The 21,438-nt window shown below is 67.8% G+C and carries 18 protein-coding genes; 11 read left to right on the top strand and 7 right to left on the bottom strand.

The window, feature by feature from the left end; all coding sequences use genetic code 11:
* Window positions 1-20 precede the first annotated feature (20 nt).
* A complete protein-coding gene (locus OH146_RS02385) occupies window positions 21-1,841 on the bottom strand; it encodes a glycoside hydrolase family 15 protein (RefSeq protein ID WP_265157009.1) in 1,821 nt (606 codons plus the stop codon).
* 30 nt (window positions 1,842-1,871) lie between these two features.
* On the opposite strand from OH146_RS02385, the gene OH146_RS02380 reads away from it, so the two are divergent.
* Window positions 1,872-3,266, top strand: a complete 1,395-nt coding sequence (locus OH146_RS02380; protein ID WP_265157007.1) for a glucose-6-phosphate dehydrogenase — start codon at window positions 1,872-1,874, stop codon at window positions 3,264-3,266.
* Window positions 3,267-3,280: 14 nt separating this feature from the next.
* On the opposite strand, the gene OH146_RS02375 is transcribed toward OH146_RS02380, so the two are convergent.
* On the bottom strand, window positions 3,281-4,108 hold the full coding sequence (locus tag OH146_RS02375) for a siderophore-interacting protein (protein WP_265157005.1): 828 nt from the start codon (window positions 4,106-4,108) through the stop codon (window positions 3,281-3,283).
* A gap of 97 nt (window positions 4,109-4,205) precedes the next feature.
* Window positions 4,206-5,267: an App1 family protein phosphatidate phosphatase gene (locus OH146_RS02370; protein ID WP_265157004.1), complete on the bottom strand. Its 1,062-nt coding sequence runs from the start codon at window positions 5,265-5,267 to the stop codon at window positions 4,206-4,208.
* A 187-nt stretch (window positions 5,268-5,454) separates the two neighbouring features.
* On the opposite strand from OH146_RS02370, the gene OH146_RS02365 reads away from it, so the two are divergent.
* Entirely contained in the window at window positions 5,455-6,099 is a 645-nt protein-coding gene (locus tag OH146_RS02365) for a TetR/AcrR family transcriptional regulator (RefSeq protein ID WP_265157002.1), read from the top strand.
* Between the two features lie 3 nt (window positions 6,100-6,102).
* Here the strand turns inward: OH146_RS02365 and OH146_RS02360 are convergent, their stop codons facing one another.
* Together OH146_RS02360 and OH146_RS02355 are read right to left on the bottom strand one after the other, a co-directional pair.
* Window positions 6,103-6,771 carry a DedA family protein gene (locus tag OH146_RS02360; protein ID WP_265157000.1) on the bottom strand — a complete coding sequence of 223 codons (669 nt, stop codon included), beginning with the start codon at window positions 6,769-6,771 and terminating at the stop codon, window positions 6,103-6,105.
* The gene (locus OH146_RS02355; RefSeq protein WP_265156998.1) at window positions 6,768-7,565 is read right to left on the bottom strand and encodes an aminotransferase class IV; all 798 of its coding nucleotides are present in this window, start codon (window positions 7,563-7,565) and stop codon (window positions 6,768-6,770) included. The genes OH146_RS02360 and OH146_RS02355 overlap by 4 nt, the downstream gene beginning before the upstream one ends.
* An 11-nt stretch (window positions 7,566-7,576) precedes the next feature.
* On the opposite strand from OH146_RS02355, the gene pabB reads away from it, so the two are divergent.
* The 3 genes from pabB (at window position 7,577) to leuS (ending at window position 12,391) form a co-directional block, all read left to right on the top strand.
* Window positions 7,577-8,980 (top strand): aminodeoxychorismate synthase component I, encoded by a 1,404-nt coding sequence (pabB, locus tag OH146_RS02350; RefSeq protein ID WP_265156996.1) that lies wholly within the window; start codon window positions 7,577-7,579, stop codon window positions 8,978-8,980.
* On the top strand, window positions 8,977-9,747 hold the full coding sequence (locus OH146_RS02345; protein WP_265156994.1) for an SGNH/GDSL hydrolase family protein: 771 nt from the start codon (window positions 8,977-8,979) through the stop codon (window positions 9,745-9,747). Before pabB ends, OH146_RS02345 begins: the two co-directional genes overlap by 4 nt.
* An 82-nt stretch (window positions 9,748-9,829) precedes the next feature.
* Window positions 9,830-12,391, top strand: a complete 2,562-nt coding sequence (leuS, locus tag OH146_RS02340; protein WP_265156992.1) for a leucine--tRNA ligase — start codon at window positions 9,830-9,832, stop codon at window positions 12,389-12,391.
* A 24-nt stretch (window positions 12,392-12,415) separates the two neighbouring features.
* On the opposite strand, the gene OH146_RS02335 is transcribed toward leuS, so the two are convergent.
* The gene (locus OH146_RS02335; protein ID WP_265156990.1) at window positions 12,416-13,357 is read right to left on the bottom strand and encodes an RNA polymerase subunit sigma-70; all 942 of its coding nucleotides are present in this window, start codon (window positions 13,355-13,357) and stop codon (window positions 12,416-12,418) included.
* A 119-nt stretch (window positions 13,358-13,476) separates the two neighbouring features.
* On the opposite strand from OH146_RS02335, the gene OH146_RS02330 reads away from it, so the two are divergent.
* From OH146_RS02330 to holA, 4 genes are all read left to right on the top strand, one after another.
* Window positions 13,477-14,088, top strand: coding sequence for a dihydrofolate reductase family protein (locus OH146_RS02330; protein ID WP_265156988.1), 612 nt, complete (start codon window positions 13,477-13,479; stop codon window positions 14,086-14,088).
* Between the two features lie 124 nt (window positions 14,089-14,212).
* Window positions 14,213-14,839, top strand: coding sequence for a helix-hairpin-helix domain-containing protein (locus OH146_RS02325; RefSeq protein WP_372508448.1), 627 nt, complete (start codon window positions 14,213-14,215; stop codon window positions 14,837-14,839).
* A complete protein-coding gene (locus tag OH146_RS02320; protein WP_265156986.1) occupies window positions 14,836-17,172 on the top strand; it encodes a ComEC/Rec2 family competence protein in 2,337 nt (778 codons plus the stop codon). The genes OH146_RS02325 and OH146_RS02320 overlap by 4 nt, the downstream gene beginning before the upstream one ends.
* An 87-nt stretch (window positions 17,173-17,259) precedes the next feature.
* Window positions 17,260-18,297 carry a DNA polymerase III subunit delta gene (gene holA / locus OH146_RS02315; protein ID WP_265156984.1) on the top strand — a complete coding sequence of 346 codons (1,038 nt, stop codon included), beginning with the start codon at window positions 17,260-17,262 and terminating at the stop codon, window positions 18,295-18,297.
* 130 nt (window positions 18,298-18,427) lie between these two features.
* On the opposite strand, the gene rpsT is transcribed toward holA, so the two are convergent.
* Window positions 18,428-18,688, bottom strand: a complete 261-nt coding sequence (rpsT, locus tag OH146_RS02310) for a 30S ribosomal protein S20 (RefSeq protein ID WP_265156982.1) — start codon at window positions 18,686-18,688, stop codon at window positions 18,428-18,430.
* Between the two features lie 238 nt (window positions 18,689-18,926).
* Between rpsT and lepA the strand changes: the two genes are divergently transcribed.
* Window positions 18,927-20,777 (top strand): translation elongation factor 4, encoded by a 1,851-nt coding sequence (gene lepA, locus OH146_RS02305; RefSeq protein WP_265156980.1) that lies wholly within the window; start codon window positions 18,927-18,929, stop codon window positions 20,775-20,777.
* Window positions 20,778-21,437: a DUF1990 domain-containing protein gene (locus tag OH146_RS02300; RefSeq protein ID WP_265156978.1), complete on the top strand. Its 660-nt coding sequence runs from the start codon at window positions 20,778-20,780 to the stop codon at window positions 21,435-21,437.
* Window position 21,438 lies beyond the last annotated feature (1 nt).

Raw genomic sequence — 21,438 nt, 5'->3', positions numbered from 1 at the left:
GTACGCCCGTCGTCGCCCCGCTACGGCGCTCCCTGCGACACGGTTGCGAGCTCGGGTCGATCGGGGCGTGCCCCCGCGTATTCGATAGCGCCGGCGGCGCGCACGAGGCCAAGGTGGGAGAGCGCCTGCGGGGTGTTGCCCACCTGTCTTCCGAGCTCGACGTCGTACTCCTCAGAGAGCAGCCCGACGTCGTTGCAGTAGCTGACCAGTCGATCCATGAGCTGCCGCGCCTCGTCGAGCCGCCCGCCGAGCGCGTACTGCTCGACGAGCCAGAACGAGCACACTAGAAACGGATGCTCGCCGGGAGGCAGACCGTCGACTCCCTCCTCCGTGCGGTAGCGCAGCAGGAGCCCGTCTCTCATCAGCTGCTTCTCGATCTGGGCGACGGTGCCGAGCATCCGTTCGTCGTCGTAGTCGACGTACCCGACCTGGGCGAGCTGCAGGAGGGAGGCATCCACCTCTTTGCTGCCGTAGTGCTGCGTATAGGAGCCGAGCTCCTCATCGAAGCCCTTCTCCTCGATCTCGTGTCGGATCTCCTCCCGGCACCTCTCCCAACGCTCCACGGGGCCGTCGAGTCCGTGCTCCCGCACGCCTTTGATAGCGGAGTCGAAGGCGGCCCAGAGCATGACCCTGGAGTGCGTGAAGTGTCGAAGGGGGCCGCGGATCTCCCAGATGCCGTTGTCGGGCCGCTGCCAGTTCTCCTCGACGAAGCTCATGATGGCGCGCTGCAGCGGCCAGGAGAACCGGCCCTCCTCGATGCCGATCTCGCGGGCCTTCTGCAGCGCGATCATGAGTTCGCCGAAGACATCGCCCTGGTACTGCCCGTACGCGCCGTTCCCTCGTCTCACAGGGCTCGCGCCCTCGTAGCCCGGCAGGCTGTCGATCACGTGTTCCGTGAGCACGCGCTCGCCCGAGAGGCCGTACATGATCTGGATGTCGGCGGGGTCGCCCGCGATAGCCCGGAGGAGCCAGCCCCTCCAGGGCAGCACCTCGTCGCGGAAGCCGCGGCTCACGAGTACTTCGAGCGTCTGAGAGGCGTCCCGCAGCCAGACGAAGCGGTAGTCCCAGTTGCGCACTCCGCCCCAGTGCTCGGGCAGGCTGGTCGTGGCCGCCGCGACGATGCCGCCCGTGTCTTCGTGCGTGAGCGCCTTGAGCACGAGGAGGGAGCGCATGACGGCGTCGGCGTAGCGACCATGCACCTCGGCGGAGCCCGCCCAGTCGTTCCACCACGCCCTCGTATGTTCGAGGCTCTCGTCGACGTCGAGCGGCGGGGGAACCTCGCGGTGCGAGGGGAACCACATGAGGGAGATATCCACGGTGTCGCCCTCGCTCACCTCGAACTCGCACCGGTGCGCGTGATCGTACTTCGCGAGGTGTGGCCCGCGCACGACGACGGCGTCGGGCCCGGCGACGGCGATGAGCGCGTTGCCGCCCTCCTCGGGCTTCTGCCGCACCCACGGCATGGCGTCGGCGTAGCCGAGGCGCACGCGCAGATCCTGTTGCATCGCCACCGTGCCCCGGATGCCGCGGACCCGCCTCACGATGTCGGCACGGCGATTGCCGTGCGGCATGAACTCGGTGACCTCGACCTCTCCCTCCCGCGTGACCCATCGAGTGACGAGGATGAAGGTGTCCCCGTCATAGCGCCTGCTGGTCTCGATCACCTCGCCTACTGGTGCCACAAGCCAACGCCCGTGCTGTTCGCCTCCGAGTAGCGCGCCGAAGAGGGAGTCGGAGTCGAAGCGGGGGAAGCACAACCAGTCGATCGAGCCGTCGCGCCCGACGAGCGCTCCCGTGTGACAGTCTCCGATCAGTGCGTAGTCCTCGATTTTCAGAGCCATCGTCCAATGTTCGCACCTACCGTGATGGGCATGTCCTCAACGCCTGACGTTCTCGTGATCTTCGGAGCGGGCGGGGATCTCACCCGTCGCCTGCTCCTGCCCGGCCTCGGCCAGCTCGTCGACTCCGGAGGCGGAGCGGGTCTCGATGTCTCCCGTCTCCGGCTGCTCGGTGTCGGAATGGTGGAGCTGAGCGACGACGAGTGGCGTCGGCGGGTCGCCGAGGCATTCGAGTCGGGCGGAGCGACGAGCGAGGCGGCGGAGAGGCTCGCCCGGGAAGCCCGGTACCTGAGGGCGGATGTCACGTCTCCCGACGATCTCACGCGCGTCTTTGAGGCTGCCGCCGGCACCCCTGCAATCTACTTCGCCCTTCCGCCCGCGGTCACGGAGGCCTCAGTCGCGGTCATGCAGTCGGTTTCCGTGCCGAAGGGCACCGTTCTGGCGCTCGAGAAGCCTTTCGGAACGGGCTTGCAGAGCGCCGCGCATCTCAATGACCTCGTGACCGCCGTCGTTCCAGAGCGCCGCGTGCACCGGGTCGATCACTTCCTCGGCAAGTCGACCGTGCTCAATCTGCTTGGCCTGCGCTTCGCAAATCGACTCTTCGAGCATTCCTGGAATCGGGACGCGATCGAGTCGGTCGACATCGTCTTCGACGAAACCCTCGCACTCGAGGGGCGCGCCGGGTACTACGACTCGGCGGGGGCCCTTGTCGACATGATCCAGAGCCACCTGCTGCAGGTGCTCGCCCTCGTCGCGATGGAACCGCCGTCGTCGTTGACTGCCGACGACCTCCGCGGAGGCATGGCGCAGGTGCTCAGAGCGACGCGGGTCGGCCCCGGGGCCCCCGCAAGCGCCAGCAGGAGGGCTCGCTATACGGCGGGCCGGATTGGCGAGCGTGAGCTCCCTGCCTACGTCGACGAGCAGGGCGTCGATCCCTCGCGCCAGACGGAGACACTCGCGGAGATGAGCGTCACGGTCGAGAACTGGCGCTGGGCCGGAGTGCCCTTCCGCCTGCGCTCCGGGAAGGCGGTCGGGGCGGAGCGCAAGGAGATCATCATCACGTTCCGTGACGTTCCGCACCTGCCAGACGGCCTGTTGGGCGTGAGCGAGCCGAGCCGGCTCCGCATCTCGCTCAGTCCTGAGGATGTCCGCCTCGACGTGCTCATGAACGGAGGCGGGGACCCCTTCGACCTCGACTGCGTAACCTTCGAGGCACGGCTCGGGACTGCGGACCTCGGGCCATACGGGGAGGTGCTGTCGGGCATCCTCACGAGCGATCCGACGCTCTCGCTGCGCGGCGACGTCATCGAGGAGTGCTGGCGAATAGTGGAGCCGGTGCTCACGTCGTGGCGGGAGGGAAATGTGCCGATGGAGGAGTACCCGGCAGGCTCAATGGGACCGGAGGGCTGGTCGGAACCGCTTGCCTGAGTGGCCTCGGCGAGTCAGTCCTCGGGTTCGTTCGGGTCTAGGGGGGCGTGGTGGTCGCGCCCCGCTTCGCCCGCTCGCCAATAGCCGTCGACCTTGACCTGGCGTGCCGGGAGGCCGAGCTCGCGACGGAGGTGCCGCCGGATGGGAACCAGACCGCCTGCCTCGCCCGCGATCCAGAAGTAGGTGCTCTCGTCGATGTCGTCCACGTTTCGAATGCCCCGCTCAAGGGCGCCGTCGCCGCGATCGAGCCAGATGACGCTGGCGCGATGGACGAGCTCGGGCTCGAGATAGCCGGCATCTGAGGGGTGGTCGAGCTCAACGAAGGCGCAGATCTCCACGTCCTCCGGCAGCATCTCGATCCAGCGGGCGACCGCGGGCAGGGCGGTGGCGTCGGCTCCGAGGACGACCCGGTCCATTCCCGTCGGTGCGGGGTGCGAGCCGCGGGGGCCCGCGATGACGAGAGTGTCCCCGGGAGCCGCCTTCGCCGCCCAGGAGCTGGCAGGGGCGGAGGCGCCGTGCACGACGAAGTCGATGTCGAGCTCCGCCGGGCGGTCGTCTTCGGCGGCTCGGAAGGATCGGGGTGTGTAATCGCGTGCGAGGACCGTTCCGGTGTCGGGGCGGGCCATGCCTTCTGCCGTGAGGCGAGGAACCGCGAGCTCGCCCGTCGTCGGGTCAGGAAAGAATGCTTTGACGTGGTCGGCGGGGCCGGGGGCCGCGAAGTCCGCCAGGTCGTCTCCCGTGAGAGTGACCCGCACGAACGACGCACCGAGGCGCGTGGTCGAGGACACCGTGAGGGTCCTGATCGCGAGGGGAAAGCGTTCAACGGGGGGATGCTCGATCATCGTTACTCCATGCTGGTGCGGCGCCGATGCTCACGCGGCGGGCAGGCCGCAGACAAGGGTAGTCCATCGCCTGCTCGGCACCGGCCGGTCCACTCGCTCATCCGCTGAGCGGATCGAGGTCCTGCCGCGGGTCGGGGCCGATGAGCTGTTCCGAGAGGCCGGCCCCGTCGGGGGCGTGGTACCAGGGGACGCCGTCGGCCCCCACGTGGTCGTCGTCGGACTTGCGGCCGCCGGCAAGGACGGCCTCTCCCGGCGTGAGCTGGCGGATGGCGATCGCGTCGACCTGCTCGGGATGGTCGGCTGCGAAGCTGCCGTAGAGCTCGGGGTCATGCTGGCCGTCGTCGCCCACCAGCAACCACCGCATGTCGGGAAACTCCTTTGCAAGCCTGCGCAGCGTCTCCTCCTTGTGCAGTCGCCCGCTGCGGAACCAGCGATCGCGGGTCGGGCCCCAGTCGGTGAGCAGAAGGGGACCGCTCGGATAGAGGTGCCGCCGGAGGAAGCGGGTGAGGGTGGGCGCGACGTTCCAGGCGCCCGTGGAGAGGTAGAAGCAGGGGGCACCCGGATGATCGTGCAGCAGCCGCTCATAGAGCACGGCCATCCCGGGCACGGGCCGCCGCGCGTGCTCATCGAGCACGAAGGTGTTCCATGCGGCGAGGAAGGGCCTCGGCAACGCCGTCACCATGACGGTGTCGTCGACGTCGGAGATGAGCCCGAAGCGCACGTCGGGGGCGACCACGAAGACGCTCGCGTCGATGCGTTCCGAGCCTTCCGTCTGCATGGTCACTGTGTTCCACCCGGCGGGAAGGTCGGCGTGTACGACGGCGTCGACCACACCGCCCCGATCAGCGCTCACCACGTGGGTGGCGTCGCCGACCTGAATCGTCACGGTGACGTCGTTGAGGGGCACGCTGGTGAAGCTGCGCCACCCGCGGATCTTCTTGTAGCGGGCCTTCGATCCGGGTTTCGAGAGCAGGACGCGGCCCAGCACGCGGATCCAGCCGGGGGACCCGTAGCCCGTGTACGGGATGATCGTGGGGGTGTGCCCACGGCGCCGCGCGCGGCGTTCGCGGAAGTCGTGGAAGGCATCCTCAAGCCGGGATGCGAAGTGGGGAAGCTGCGGCTCGGCGTCGGCACGCGACGGGTTCCCGGACTTCGCCATTGCTCCAGTCTGGCACGAGGTCGTGCCGACGGTGAGCGGGGCGACTTCCTGGCCCTCTTGGTCGCATTTAATCCGAGGCTGACAGTTTCCTTCGACATTGCCGAGCACGGCCCTCGGCACGCCCCCGTCGCGGGGGCGAGGCGTAGTATTTCAAGCTGATCTTTCGTAACCATTAAGGGAGCCCCACTTGCAACACCCCGACCTGGACGCCGCCCTGCAGGCCACGACCGCGAGCCTGCGCAATGAACCCGTTCAGGCTCGGAGCGCAGCCCGGCTGACGCGTCTGCTCGACTCCGCCGCCGAGGTCATCGACGAGATCGGCTACGAGCGGCTGACCACCGCGATGGTCGCGGAGCGCGCGGGCGCTTCCATCGGCACCGTCTACCGATACTTCCCCGACCGCATCGCGGTGCTTCAGAGCCTGAGCATCCGATTCCTGGGCGAGTTCATCGACGAGGTGCGCGCGGAGCTGCAGACCGACGGCATCGACACGTGGGAATCGGCGATCGATCACGTGATCGACACGGCCGTCTCGTGGTTCTCAACCAAGCCCGGCTTCCGTTCGCTTCGCTTCGGAGACGTCATCGACGTTCGGCCGCGCGAGGGCGAGCGCACGAACATTGCCGTTGTCGCCGCCGTCGTCGCGGAGGCGCTGTCGGACCGTTTCGACCTGGCCGACGAGGAGTTGCCGCTGCGAATCGAGGTCGTCCTCCAGGTGGTCGACTCGCTCCTTGCCCGGGCGTTCGCGTTCGACGCTTCAGGCGACGAGCGCGTCATCACCGAGGCCCGCGCGGCTGCGCACGCTTACCTCTCGAGCGCGACTGCGGCCTGACTCTCAGCCCTCGGTCGTGGCATCCCCGTCGCCCGCGCGATCCATGTAGCGCGCCTCGGCTCGGCCGAGGAGTCGCTTCGCCAGCACGACGAGCAGGAGAAACGCGACGACGACGCCGACGAAGATGTAGCCGGCCGAGTGCAGCTGCTCCGAGAGCTCTCGATATGACCCTGCTGCGAGCCACCCGACGGTGACATAGCCGCTGGCCCAGAGAAAGCAGGCGGGAACCGTCCACGCCATGAACGTGCGGTACCGCATCGTGCTCATCCCGGCAGTCAGCGGCACGAGCGAGTGCAGCACGGGCAGGAAGCGGGAGATGAAGACGGCGACACCGGCCCGGCGATCGGTGTAGTTCTCGGCGCGCACCCATTGCTTCTCGCCGATGCGTCTGCCGAGGCGGCTCGCCCTGATTCGCGGACCGAACAAGCGCCCGAGCATGAAGCCGATGCTCTCGCCTCCCAGAGCACCTACGACGACCGCGAGCAGCATCGCTACGTATTCGACGACTCCGTCGATCGCCGTTGAGGCGACGATCACGATCGTGTCGCCGGGGACGATGAGGCCGACGAGCACCGAGGTTTCGAGCAGGATGCCCACTCCCGCGAGCACGGTGCGCACGACGGGGTCGACCGATTGCACCAGATCGAGAATCCAGGTGAGTATCTCGTTCATGTGGCGACCTGCGCTCTCGGATGCGGGAGGGGCTTGCGCAGCGCCTCGAGTCGCCGACGCCACGTCTCGAGGCGGCCCGGCTCCTCTGCGGGTGAGGGCCCGTCGTCCCAGCGGGTGACGATGCGCGGGCCATGCAGTGCATTGAGCGCCCAGATCTCGAGCCCGTCGAGTTCGGAGGGGGTGGTGGTCTCCCAAGAAATGGAGGTGCCTGCCGCCGTCGCCACCGCCGTCAGTGCGCGGGCGGTGACGCTGTCGACCCGTTCGAGTTCCTTCGCGGGTAGGCAGAGGATGTCGCCGCGCCACCACGCGATCGCGGTCGAGGCACCTTCGACGATGTGCCCGAGCGGATCGAGGATGACGACGTCGTCGGCGGCGCTCTCGGCTTTCGCGGCCGTCCTGACGGCGGCGAGCGCGTCGATGGAGGGCCCCTTCACGGAAGGGTGCGTGCGGGGGTCCTCGCCGCGGTGCGTCGCAAGTGTGAGGCTGCGCTGCAGGCGCGGCGCGCGGCGGAGACGCAGCAATAGTTCCCGGCCCTCTCGCGTCACGCGCACCTCCACGCGCGGAAACCAGAACTCCTCGCGCGGAATGGCGGCGAGCGCGGCGTCCCAAAATTCGGCCGCCTCGGGGATGAGGTCGGACGCGGTGCGCAGAAAGCGTTCGCGGTGCATCCCGAGACCGAGCGCAGCGCCGTCAGCGACGAGCCACGAGTCCGCCACCGCGATATCGCCCGATTCGTGAGCCTCCGCGGGTGCGAGCCCGGACGGCGTCCACCGCAGGATCCCCTCTGCACTCATAGGGTTAGCGTATGCGTCGTCGCGTGCTTCACTCTGGGCTGAGGCTGTGGGTGGACCCGCAGGCCGCCTTCGTCGCCCTCCACGGGCGCGATGAGAACTGCTTCTGGCTCGACTGCGGGATCGACGCGAGCGAGGGTGTCAGCGCCATGGGCGCGGCGGCATCCGTCATGGTCGATAAGAGCGGGGCCCGTGTACTCGACGTGCTCCGGGAGGGGTTGCGGGACCATGAGGACGTCGTCGTCGAGGGCGCCGGCTTCCGCCTCGGCTGGGTCGGGTGGCTCGGCTACGAGCTCCGGTCGCACACGATGTGCGAGGCGCACGGCAGGAGTTCGAAGCATCCGAATGCGGCCATGATGTGGGTCGACCGCGCCGTGGTGTTCGACCATTCGGCGGGCACCGTCTCACTTCTCGCCCTCGGCACCGAGTGGAGCGGGGAGCTGTTGGTATGGCGTGACGCGACGGCAGCCGCGCTGCTTACCGTCGCCACGTCAGACGCGCCGCAGCCCACACCTTCGCAGACCTCTGTGACCGGGCAGGCCTCTGTGACATGGGCGCACCGTGAGGAGCAATACCTCGAGATGATCGCGGAGTGCCAGCGCGCCATCCGCAACGGTGACGCCTACCAGTTGTGTCTCACGACGGCAGCCCATGTCGATTCGCCACCGGACCCCCTGCAGGCCTACCTCGCCCTGCGTCGCTCGAGCCCCGCGCATCACGGCGGCTTCCTGAGGGTTGCGGATGTCTCGGTCTTGAGTTCCTCGCCCGAGCAGTTCCTCGCGGTAGACCCCGATGGCGCGATCCTCACCCGTCCCATCAAGGGGACTCGTCCCCGGGCTGCCGACCAGGAGAACGACCTCGCCCTCGCCCGCGAGCTTCGCGAGAGCGAGAAGGAGCAGGCCGAGAACCTCATGATCGTCGACCTCATGCGCAACGACTTCACCCGCGTCTGCGACGTCGGATCGGTGGAGGTCACCTCCTTGCTCGCCGTCGAGACCTACCCGCACGTACACCAGCTCGTGAGCACTGTGCGAGGCCGGCTGCGGCCAGGGCTGAATGCCATCGACGCGATCGAGGCGTGCTTTCCCGCAGGGTCGATGACGGGGGCTCCCAAGCGCGAGGCGACGCGCATCCTCGACCGCCTCGAGGGTCGCGCGCGAGGCATCTACTCGGGTGCCTTCGGCCACCTCGGTCTCGACGGGCGCCTCGATCTCGGCATGGTCATCCGCACCATCGTGATCGACGGCGAGGGGGCGACCGTGGGAGCCGGCGGCGGTATCACGGTGCTGTCGGATCCCGCCGAGGAGCTCGCGGAGGTCAGGCTCAAGGCGGCGGCACTCCTGCGCGTGCTTGTGGGCGAACCCGACCGTAGAGACGACGCGGGGTCCGGGTCGGCAGAGCATAGGGTGTCTGCGTGACGATACGCTTCGTGGCCCTAGGAGATTCCTTCACCGAGGGAGTGGGCGACCCCGCGCCCGAGCTCCCCAACGGGGTTCGCGGCTGGGCCGACCGCTTCGCCGGGCTGCTGGCCCGCACCGACCCGGACACGAGCTATGCCAACATCGCCATCCGCGGACGCAAGCTTCGGCAGGTCGTCGACGAGCAGGTCGAGCCGGCCATTGCGCTCGAACCGACGCTCGTGACCATCTATGCGGGAGGCAACGACATCCTTCGTCCCTCCGTCGACATCGACGCCCTCATGCGCGTCTACGACGATGCCATCGTGCGGTTGAGGGCGGCCGGTGCCGAGGTCGTCATGTTCACGGGCTTCGACACCGTGGCATCCGCGCTCTTTCGCAAGACGCGCCCGCGCACCGCCATCTACAACGAGCTCGTGCGGGAGATCGCCGACGAGCGCGGCGCCCACATCGTCGACTACTGGCGCTTCGACGAGTATGACGACCCGCGCATGTGGGATATCGACCGGCTGCACATGTCGAGCCTCGGCCACGCCAACATGGCCCGGCGCGTCTTCTCCCGCCTCCAGGCCGACGAGATGCTCCAGCCCGAGAACCTCGGCCCGCTGCCGGTGCGCCGCCGACTCGAGGCCATGCGGGCGGATGCCGCGTGGGCCCGCGAATACTTCGGGCCGTGGATCGGCCGCCGACTCACGGGGCGATCATCGGGCGACGGTCTCTCGCCGCGGTGGCCCGAGCTGCGTCCCGTCATCCCGGAACCCGTCTAGTCGCCACCGGAAATCACGGCCTCGGGTAGTTCGCTACTCTGGGAGGTCTGCACCGAAGCACGCATACGAATTGAGAGCATCTGTGGCACAGCAGCACGACGACGGCACCGACTACGACTTCCACGCCATCCAGGCGAAATGGCAGGCCGTATGGGACGAGACGAAGCCCTTCAGCACCAAGAAGGCCGACGAGTCGAAGCCCCGCAAGTACGTGCTCGACATGTTTCCTTACCCTTCGGGCGACCTGCACATGGGGCATGCAGAGGCATACGCTCTCGGCGATGTGATCGCGCGCTACTGGCGCCAGCAGGGTTTCAACGTGCTGCACCCGATCGGGTGGGACTCCTTCGGCCTGCCCGCCGAGAATGCCGCGATCAAGCGCGGCGTGGACCCGCGTGAGTGGACCTACGCCAACATCGAGCAGCAGAAGCAGAGCATGAAGCTCTATGCGGCATCCTTCGACTGGGATCGCGTCCTCCACACGAGCGACCCCGAGTACTACAAGTGGAACCAGTGGCTCTTCCTCAAGATGTATGAGAAGGGCCTCGCCTATCGCAAGGACTCCTGGGTCAACTGGGACCCGGTCGACCAGACCGTCCTGGCGAATGAGCAGGTGCTCCCCGACGGTACCTCGGAGCGTTCCGGCGCGGTTGTCGTCAAGAAGAAGCTGACGCAGTGGTACCTCAAGATCACGGACTACGCGGACCGCCTGCTCGATGACCTCAACCAGCTCGAGGGCAGCTGGCCTGCCAAGGTCATCGCGATGCAGCGCAACTGGATCGGCCGCTCGATCGGCGCCGAGGTGGACTTCGAGGTCGAAGGCCGTGACGACAAGGTTTCCGTCTTCACGACGCGCCCCGACACGCTCTATGGCGCGACCTTCATGGTCGTCGCGCCCGACTCCGACCTCGCGGCCGAACTCGTCGCCGGGTCGACGGATGCTGTCAAGGCCGAGTTCGCGACCTACCTTGCCGAGGTGCAGAAGAAGTCGGAGATCGACCGGCAGGATGCGACGCGCGAGAAGACGGGCGTGTTCCTCGACCGTTTCGCGATCAACCCCGTCAATGGCGAACGCCTGCCCATCTGGGCGGCCGACTACGTGCTTTCCGACTACGGCACGGGCGCGATCATGGCGGTGCCGGCGCATGATCAGCGCGACCTCGACTTCGCTCGCGCCTTCGGCCTGCCGATTCGCGTCGTGGTTGACACGAACGCTCCCGTGACGGGGGCCATCCCCGTCATCGAGACGGATGAGAACGGCGACCCCGTGCTTCCCGACCTGCCGCCGCTCGACCCTGCGTCGACGGGCGAGGCGCTTGGGGGAGAGGGCCGGATGATGAATTCCGGTCCGCTCGACGGTCTCAGCAAGGCGAATGCGATCAAGCGCGTGATCGAGCAGCTTGAGGAGGCGGGCACGGGCCGGGCAGCCCGCAGCTATCGCCTGCGCGACTGGCTCATCTCGCGTCAGCGCTACTGGGGCACGCCCATCCCGATCATCCACGCGGAAGACGGCTCGCTCGTGCCGGTTCCCGAGGATCAGCTGCCCGTGACGCTTCCGCCGTCGGAGGGGCTCGACCTCAAGCCCAAGGGCTCCTCGCCCCTCGGTGCGGCCGAGGATTGGGTGAATGTGCCGCACCCCATCGACGGCAGCCCTGCCCGCCGCGACCCCGACACGATGGACACCTTCGTCGACAGCTCGTGGTACTTCCTCCGCTTCCTGAACCCCAACGACGACACTCAGGCGTTCGACCCGGCAGAGGCAGAGAAGTGGGCCCCCGTCGACCAGTACGTCGGCGGCGTCACTCATGCGATCCTGCACCTGCTCTATGCGCGCTTCATCACGAAGGTGCTCTACGACCTCGGCTACGTGACCTTCACGGAGCCCTTCAGTGCGCTGCTCAACCAGGGCATGGTGCTCATGGACGGCTCGGCGATGAGCAAGTCGAAGGGCAACATCGTGCAGCTGAGCGAGCAGCTCGAGGAGCACGGTGTCGATGCCGTCCGCCTCACGATGGCCTTCGCGGGCCCGCCCGAGGACGACATCGACTGGGCGGATGTCTCGCCCGGTGCCTCCGCGAAGTTCCTGGCCCGCGCGTGGCGCCTGGCGGGTGACGTGACGAGTTCGCCTGACGTGGAGTGGAAGTCGGGCGACGAGTCGCTCCGTCGCGTCACGCACCGCTTCCTGGCGGATGCCCCGACCCTCGTGGAGTCGTTCAAGTTCAACGTCGTCGTTGCCCGCCTCATGGATCTCGTCAACGCGACTCGCAAGGCGATCGACAGCGGCCCCGGCGGTGCCGACGGTGCCGTGCGCGAGGCGGTCGAGACCGTCGCGCTCGGCCTGAGCCTCTTCGCGCCCTACACGGCGGAGGACATGTGGGAGCGCCTCGGCTACACGGGCTCGGTGGCGCACTACGGCTGGCGCAAGGCCGACCCCGTGCTGCTCGTCGAGCAGTCGGTCACAGCGGTTGTGCAGGTCGACGGCAAGATCCGCGACAAGTTCGACGTCAGCCCCACGATCGACCCGGCCGAGCTCGAGGCGCAGGCCCTCGCAGCATCCGGCGTCGTTCGCTCGATCGGTGACCGGGAGATCGACCGCGTCATCGTGCGCGCGCCCAAGATCGTGAGCATCACGACCAAGAAATAGGAGAGAGTGCAGGGCAGCGGTGGGTCACTGGACCCGAGCTGCCCACTGTTCGACAAGGGCCGGTTCGACGAAGGTGGCGATCCAGCGAACAGTGCCGTTGAACGTGTGAATTATGATGACGGCCCCGGGTCGGAAAGCGTCGTGCTGCCATTGCATGCCTAGATAGGCGGGATACCCGTTCACGTCTCCGAGAGGGATCATCTGCCACGGGGTCGCGAAGACGCGGAGTTCGAGGAAGACCCGCACGTCGTCGATTCCCTTGAACCACGCTGGCAACGGTGGCATCGTGAACCGAACGTCTGCGTTGAGGAGCTCAACGATCGCATCGATATCTGACGCTGCGAATGCCCGGGCAAAGCGCTCGGCAGCCTGCCGGTCTGCCTCTTTCACAGAGCCCGTTCCGACTGTCTGCAGCGACTCCTCCGACGGCGTCGAGGAAAGCGTGTCTCGACCTCGTTGGAGGGCACTGTTCACGGCGGCCGGTGATGTCTCCAACATCCCAGCGATCTCCACGGAGGAGTAGCCGAGCACGTCCTTGAGCAGGATCGCTGCGCGCTGCAATGGGGGCAGAGTCTGTAACGCTGCGATCCACGCGAGTTCGAGACGTTCCCATCGCTCGACGACGTGGGCCGGGTCGGGGTCCTGGAACGGCTCCACCCACGGGCCGTCGGCGGGTGGGTCGAGGGGCTTCGTGGGATCGTGGGGGCCGCCTTCGTCCCACGACGGCAGTCGCGGTCCGCGCTTCTCGACGAAACGGAGGCCGGCCCGGGTGGTGACTGTGTGGAGCCACGAACGCAGTGCCCGAGGGTCGCGGAGGGTGCCCCGTCCACGCCATGCCGCGAGCATGGCCTCCTGATACACGTCCTCGGCGTCCGCGGAACTTCCCACGAGACGGTACGCGTGCGCGATCAGCTCGCGTCGGTAGGGCTCGACGAGCTGCCCGAAGGCGCGTTGATCTCCTGTCATACGACGAGAGTGCCACCCGGCGAAACGAGCATTGGGAGATTCTCCTCTCGTCGGCCGATGAATCCACGGCTTCGCTCGTCTCTCTACTGGTGACACCACCAGCGAAAGGATTCGACAAGATGCGAAAAGTCATCGTCAACAACATCGTTTCCCTCGACGGGCACTATTCGACCGCTGACGGGAACCCCCTCGCCTTGGCAATGGACAGCGCCTTCGACAGGGAGAATCTCGCGTCGATTGAGACGGCCGGCACCGTGTTGCTCGGCCGAAGGTCCTTCGACGGATTCAGCGCCTACTGGCCGTTCATCGCCGACGCTCCTGAGCCTGACAATCCCGATGCCTCGGAGGCGCGTGAGGTCGATGACGTGAACCGTGCGATCAGCCGTCGCTACAACGCAGTGCCGAAGGTCGTCGTGAGCAGTCGCGGGTCTATCCCCCGCGACAACGCGTGGTATGGCAGTTCGACTGTGCTTGACGCTTCCGGCGTCCGGAAATGGCTCCGCGACGAACGGCAGCGAGGGCAGGGGGACATCCTGATCTTCGCGAGCCGGACCCTGTGGAACTCGCTTGCACGTGATGGCGAGGTAGACGAACTGCGTCTCATGGTCAGCCCGACCGTTCTGGTCGACGGTGTTCCGCTCTTCGACCAAGCCCTACCGCTCAAGCTCCTCGGCGCACGCACGTATGACGACTCCGACAATGTGCAGATGCGGTACGCCGTCGGAGAATGACCAGGTGGGCGGTCGAGCCTAAGCCCGTGCGCCGAGGCTCCTCCACCGCGCTTCTGTCGTGCCTTGCTGCACAACTCACATCCAGAAATCCGGCGGAGGGTGCACTCCGGTCTAGCGTTCCGACATGGCTTCGCAGCGCTCCTCTGAGATGTCCTCCGCCGCTGCGGCCCTTCTCGCGACCCCTGAGAAGGTCCGTCTTCGCATCGGCATCGGTGCCGCGATCGTGCTCGTACTCGTCGGCCTCGCCGTGGCGGTGCTCGTGACGGCACTCGGGCCGCGGGGCGAGGAGCTGACGATCGAGCCGGATGCCGCGGCATCCGCTGCCCCCACTGCGACGATCTACGTCCATGTGCACGGGGCGGTCGCGGCGCCGGGTCTCTTCGAACTGCCGCAGGGGTCGCGGGTCGTCGACGCGATCGCGGCGGCGGGCGGCTTCACAGCGGAGGCGGACCGTGCCGCCGTCAATCTCGCGCGCTTCGTGGAGGACGGCGAGCAGCTCGGCGTACCGGTTGCGGGTGCGGCGGGGGAGGCGACGGGCACGCCAGGGGTGGCGGCCGACGGGCGCGTCAACCTCAACACGGCCGATGCGGCTGCACTGGAGACACTGCCACGGGTGGGCCCCGCGATGTCGGCCCGCATTATCGAGTGGCGCGAGGCGAATGGCCGTTTCACGGCGATCGAGGACCTCCTTGCTGTGACGGGCATCGGCGAGAAGACACTCGAGGGACTGCGCGAGCTCGTGACGGTATGAGCGACTCGACCCTTGACCTCCGGCTCGCGTTATCCGTCGTCGTCGCGTGGCTGGCCCTCGGCGTACTACTCGGCATGGGAGGGATAGTCGCGCTTGCCCCCATGGTGTCCGCGCTCCTGTGCGCCGTGCTGCTGGCACTTGCCCACTGGCGACGGCGAGCGTGGTGGGGGTGGGGTGCTGTCGCGGCGGGAGCAGCGGCCATCCTCCTCGCGAGCGCGGCGGCCCACGCAGACGAACGGCAGCCAGCGACACTGCTCGCCCTCGCGGCGGAAGGCCGCCACCTGACGATGGAGGCGACCCTCACGAAGGCGGTCGTCGAACCCACGGAATCGGCGCGGGTTGGTGCTACCGTCCACACGCTGCGGGCAGGGGAGGAGGTGCTCCACATTGCCGTTCCGGTAACCCTGTTCGCGGCTTTCAAGGAGCCCGGCGAGGTCGGTGACGCTGTCACAGTATCGGGCACCCTCGTCGCGAACGGGCCGGCCGAGACATCCGCGTTCCTCGTTTTCGCGCGGGGCGACGCGGAGGTGCGAGAGGGCAATGATGGCCCGGTCGCGTGGGCGGGAGAGCTGCGTGAGGGTTTCCGGATGCTCGTCGAGAGGCTGCCCGGGCCGGGCGCAGGCCTCCTGCCCGGCCTCGCGATCGGAGACACGAGCGCGGTCGACGCGACCCTTGACGAGCAGATGAAGGCGTCGTCGCTCACTCACCTCACGGCCGTGTCGGGGGCGAACTGCGCCATCGTCGTCGGTCTCGTTCTGGCGCTCGGCGGGGCGTTGCGGGTGCCCCGCTGGCTCAGGATCGCGGGCTCGCTCCTGGTGCTCGCCGGCTTCGTGCTCATCGTGACGCCCGAGCCGAGCGTGCTGCGTGCCGCCGTCATGGCGGTTGCGGTCCTGATCGCCCGCCTGCTCGGACGCGGAGCCTCGGGAGTCCCCGTGCTCGCGCTTGCCGTGCTCATCCTGCTAGCGATCGACCCCTGGCTCGCCCGCAGCTACGGCTTCGTGCTATCGGTCCTCGCAACGGCGGGGCTCCTCGTGCTCGCTGGGCCGCTGTCGAGTCGCCTGGAGCGGTGGATGCCGCGGCCACTCGCCATCCTCATTGCCGTTCCCCTTGCGGCGCAACTGGCGTGCCAGCCCGTCATCATCCTGCTCGCTCCCGAGATTCCGCTCTACGGCGTCATCGCGAACCTGCTGGCCGGTCCGGCCGCCCCAGCTGCGACCGTGCTGGGACTCGTGGCGTGCGTGCTCGCGCCCCTCGCGCCGTGGCTCGCGAGCTGCGTCGCGTGGGCGGCGTGGCTGCCGTCCGCTTGGATCGCCGCGGTCGCCTCGTTCTTCGCGGAGCTTCCCGGTAGCCGTCTGCCGTGGGCGGAGGGCGCGGTGGGCCTGGCCGTCGCCGCGCTCCTGACAGTCCTCGGGCTGGGCCTACTGCTCGCCGCGCGGCGTCGCTGGTGGGCCCTGGGCCTCTGCGCCTGCCTCGCTGTCGTCGGCGGAGTCGTGGCGGGTGAACGGGTGCGGGTAGCCCTCGTCATGCCTCGTGACTGGCAGTTCGCTGCCTGCGATGTGGGCCAGGGGGATGCCCACCTGCTTCGGGACGGCGACGCCATCATGCTCGTCGACACGGGTGCGGAGGTTGGAGCACTCGAGGACTGCCTCACGCTCCTCGGTGTCGACCACATCGACACCCTCGTCTTGACCCACTTCGATCTCGACCACGTCGGCGCGGTGGATGCCGTCGTGGGCCGAGTGGACACCGTCATCGCCGGGCCACCGGGGGAGGAGGGCGACGAGCGGATGCTGCAGCGCCTCGCCGAAGCTGGTGCAGAGGTGATCGAGGGCACACGTGGGCTGCGGGGCGGCCTCGGACGTCTCATGTGGTCGGTGCTGTGGCCGGCGCCCCGCTCGTACGTCCCGCCCGGCAACGATGCGAGCGTCGTGCTCGCGGTGGACGGGCGCGCCTGCGACTGCCTCACGAGCGTGCTTCTCGGGGACCTGGGGGAGGAGGCGCAGACGCGCATGCTCTCGGATTCGCGTCACGAGCTCGCCGCCCTCGGTGCCATCGACGTCGTCAAAGTCTCGCACCATGGTTCCGCCGACCAGTCGGCGCGGCTCTATGAGTTCCTTTCCGCCGACCTCGGGATGATCGGTGTCGGCGAGGCCAACACCTATGGGCACCCTGCGCCGAGCATCCTCGCGGTGTTGGAACGGACGGGGGCGACCATTGCGCGCACCGACCGCCAGGGGCTCGTCCTGGCGTGGAGATATAGCGACGGGCGCATAGGCCTGTGGCTCGAACGGGGCGATGACGCCCCGGGGTCAGAGCCCGGGTCATCATCCTGACCCCGTGTCGGTACCCGCGGCTAAACTTGCGTCGTCGCTAGGGCATCAAGTGGGCCGCGTGGGCGGCAGCAACGAGGTAGGAGAACCGTGGCAGCCAGGACGTCAGCGCGAGGCGGCGCGAAGGCGTCGGTCGCGATCCCGCAGCTCGACTGGTCGAAGATCCGCCCGGCTCCCGTCGTGCTCGTGTCGGGCACCGAGAACTTCCTCGCCGACCGCGCGATCCGCATGCTGCGCGAGGTGCTGAAGCTCGAGGATCCAAGCCTTGAGGTCAGCGACATCGACGCGGCCGCCTACGCCCCGGGCGAGCTCCTCACGGTCGCGAGTCCCTCACTCTTCGGCGAGCCGCGCCTCATCCGTGCCACAGGTGTCGAGAAGTGCACGGATGCCTTCATCGCGGAGGTGCTCAGCTACCTCGAGGCACCCGCCGATGGCACCTACCTCGTGCTGCGGCACGGCGGCGGGATGCGTGGCAAGAAACTCCTCGACGCGATCCGCGGCGGTGCGGGCGGTGGCATCGAGGTGGTCTGCACGGAGCTCAAGAAGGAGACAGACAAGGTCGACTTCGCCGTGGCCGAGTTTCGGTCGGCCGGCCGAAAGGCGACGGCGGGTGCCGTGCGCGCCCTTGTCTCGGCCTTCTCCGACGATGTGGCTGAGCTTGCTGCAGCCTGCCAGCAGCTCATTTCGGACTCGAGCGGCGACGTCACCGAGGCGACTGTCGAGAAGTACTATTCCGGCAGGGTCGAGACGACGGCATTCGCGGTGGCGGATGTCGCGATCGCGGGTCGGCACGGCGAGGCCCTCGTCATGCTGCGCCATGCGCTCGCCTCCGGCGCCGACCCTGTCCCCATCGTCGCCGCCTTCGCGATGAAGGTTCGCACGATGGCGAAGGTGGCGGGTTCGCGCGGCCCGTCGGGGCAGTTGGCCTCCCAGCTCGGCATGGCGCCGTGGCAGATCGATCGCGCTAAGCGCGACCTGCAGGGCTGGAGTGGCGCGGGGCTCGGCCGGTGCATCGAGGTGCTCGCGGAGACGGATGCTGCCGTCAAGGGTGCTGAGCGCGATCCGGTCTTCGCCCTCGAGCGCATGGTGGGCGTAATCGCCTCCCGTGGCGCCTCGCGGATTGAGTAGCGCGAGGCGCTAGTTGATGATCGCGCTAGCGATCGTGCGCCTCGCGCCGACCGCGCCTGCGAGGGAGGGCCAGCAACGACAAACGCCCCGCCTCGCGATGCGAGACGGGGCGTTAGCGCGTGGAGCCGACTTAGAGAGCGGCGACCTGCTTGGCGATCGCCGACTTCTTGTTGGCGGCCTGGTTCTTGTGGATGACGCCCTTGCTCACGGCCTTGTCGAGCTTCTTGCTGGCGTGCTTGAGGGCCGTGGTCGCGGCGTCCTTGTCGCCCGCGGCGATGGCGGTGCGCGTGGCGCGGACGGCGGTCTTGAGCTCGCTCTTGACGGCCTTGTTGCGCTCCGTCGCCTTCTTGTTGGTGAGGATGCGCTTCATCTGCGACTTGATGTTTGCCAAGGTAGACACTTTCTGTTGTTCCGGACGGTGTGTCGCGGCCATTCCCCGCGTCGTTGTAGAGGGCAACGAACATGGGTGGGGCCGCAGTTCGCACCGGGTGATCGTGGGGGATGAACGCGGTGCGCAAGCCAACAGGCAACTTTACCAGATCTCACCCCGCAGCGGGCCTCATGGAGACGACGATGATGCGCGTCCATGGAAGAATGGCTTCTCAAGTCTCTACCCAGCGAAGGATTCCGTGAGCCCTCGAGCATCCAAGGCCCTGGAGCCGGCATCGACCGATCCGGCCTCCATCCGCAACTTCTGCATCATCGCGCACATCGACCACGGCAAGTCGACCCTCGCCGACCGGATGCTGCAGGTGACGGGTGTCGTCGCGGAGCGCGACATGCGCGCGCAGTACCTCGACCGCATGGATATCGAGCGCGAGCGCGGCATCACGATCAAGAGCCAGGCGGTGCGGATGCCGTGGGAGCTCGACGGCCAGACCTTCGCCCTCAACATGATCGACACCCCGGGTCACGTCGACTTCACGTATGAGGTCTCCCGCAGCCTTGCCGCCTGTGAGGGAGCGATCCTGCTTGTCGATGCGGCGCAGGGCATCGAGGCGCAGACCCTCGCGAATCTCTACCTCGCCCTCGAGAACGACCTCGCGATCATCCCCGTCCTCAACAAGATCGACCTGCCCGCGGCGGATCCCGAGAAGTACGCCAACGAGCTCGCGGGCCTCATCGGCGGTTCGCCCGACGACGTCCTCCGCGTCTCGGGCAAGACGGGCGTCGGCGTCCCCGAGCTCCTCGATCGCGTCACTCAACTCATTCCGGCCCCGCAGGGGGTCGCGGATGCCCCGGCTCGCGCCATGATCTTCGACTCCGTCTACGACAGCTACCGCGGCGTGGTGACGTATGTGCGAATGATCGACGGGCAGCTGAACCCGCGCGAGAAGATTCAGATGATGTCGACGCGCGCGGCACACGAGATCCTCGAGATCGGCGTGAGCGCGCCCGAACCGCAGCCCAGCAAGGGGCTCGGCGTGGGCGAGGTCGGTTACCTCATCACGGGCGTGAAGGACGTGCGCCAGTCCAAAGTCGGCGACACGGTGACGTCGGCGGCGAAGCCGGCGACCGAGGCGCTGCCCGGCTACACGGAGCCGCTCCCCATGGTCTTCTCGGGCCTCTACCCGATCGACGGCAGCGACTATCCGGTGCTGCGCGAGGCGCTCGACAAGCTGAAGCTCTCGGATGCTGCGCTCAACTATGAGCCCGAGACATCCGTCGCCCTTGGTTTCGGTTTCCGCTGCGGCTTCCTCGGCCTTCTGCACCTCGAGATCGTGACGGAGCGGCTGCGCCGCGAGTTCGACCTCGACATCATCACGACGGCGCCGAGCGTGATCTACGAGGTCACGACGGAGGACCGCAAGACGGTCACGGTGACGAACCCGAGCGAGTTCCCGGTCGGCAAGATCCACAGTGTGACGGAGCCGATCGTCAAGGCGGCGATCCTCGCGCCCAAGGACTATGTGGGCGTCATCATGGAGCTCTGCCAGGGGCGACGCGGCACCCTCATCGGCATGGACTACCTGGGCGAGGAGCGGGTCGAGATCAAGTACGCGATGCCGCTCGGCGAGATCGTCTTCGATTTCTTTGACCAGCTCAAGAGCAAGACGGCGGGCTACGCGAGCTTCGACTATGAGCCCGCGGGGGAGCAGGAGGCAGACCTCGTGAAGGTCGACATCCTGCTGCAGGGTGACCAGGTCGACGCGTTCAGCGCGATCGTGCACCGCGACAAGGCCTACGCCTACGGCGTGCTCATGACGGGCCGCTTGCGAGAGCTCATCCCGCGGCAGCAGTTCGAGGTGCCCATCCAGGCCGCCATCGGCTCCCGCATCATCGCCCGTGAGAGCATCCGCGCGATGCGCAAGGACGTGCTCGCCAAGTGTTACGGCGGTGACATCACCCGCAAGCGCAAGCTCCTCGAGAAGCAGAAGGAGGGCAAGAAGCGCATGAAGATGGTGGGTCGCGTCGAGGTTCCGCAGGAGGCCTTCATCGCGGCACTCTCGGGTGACGTGGAGAAGAAGGACAAGAAGTAGGTGGGACGCAAGCCGCTCTGGAGCCTGCCCGTCACCTACGCCGCCGTCGGCGCCACGCAGACGCAGGAGGCGCTCGCGTTTCCGCCCGCCGGGCTGCGTCCCTTCGAGAAGCGGGTGCGCATCGGCACGGGACCGGCGCGCTGGGAGTTCGCGTGGCGGGCGACACTCTCCTGGGGAATCAAGATCCGCAGCGGCTTCGAGATCGAACTGACGGAGACCCCGCCCGAGGTCAGGGAGGGGAGCTACTCTCCCGTCGGTTTCGACGAGTCGGGCACGCCTGTCGAGCCCGCGACCGTCGAGGATGAACCCGCGGAGGTCGCCTACGGCCCCGACGGTCTTCCCTTTGTGCAGCCTGGCGACTCCGTCTGGCTCATCCTCGCCGTCGGCCCTTTCCGCTTTCGCGAACCCGTTCGCGTGATCTACGTCATCGATGAGCCGAACCGCAAGGGCTTCGCCTACGGCACCCTGCCGGGGCATCCGCTGAGCGGCGAGGAGCTCTTCCTCGTCGACCTCGATGACGACGGTGCCGTGTGGCTCACGCTGCGCTCGCTCTCACAACCGGCCTCCACACGGTGGAGACTCGCCGCGCCCCTGCTTTCCCTCGCCCAGCGGATGCTGCGGCGCCGCTACTTCGCAGCCCTCACGGGCCCTGTCGACTGAC

It is taken from the genome of Homoserinimonas sedimenticola (assembly GCF_026094475.1).
Classification (GTDB): Bacteria; Actinomycetota; Actinomycetes; order Actinomycetales; family Microbacteriaceae; genus Homoserinimonas; species Homoserinimonas sedimenticola.
Note: the sequence above shows the minus strand (reverse complement) of the source record. Positions and strands in the feature narration are given on the sequence as shown.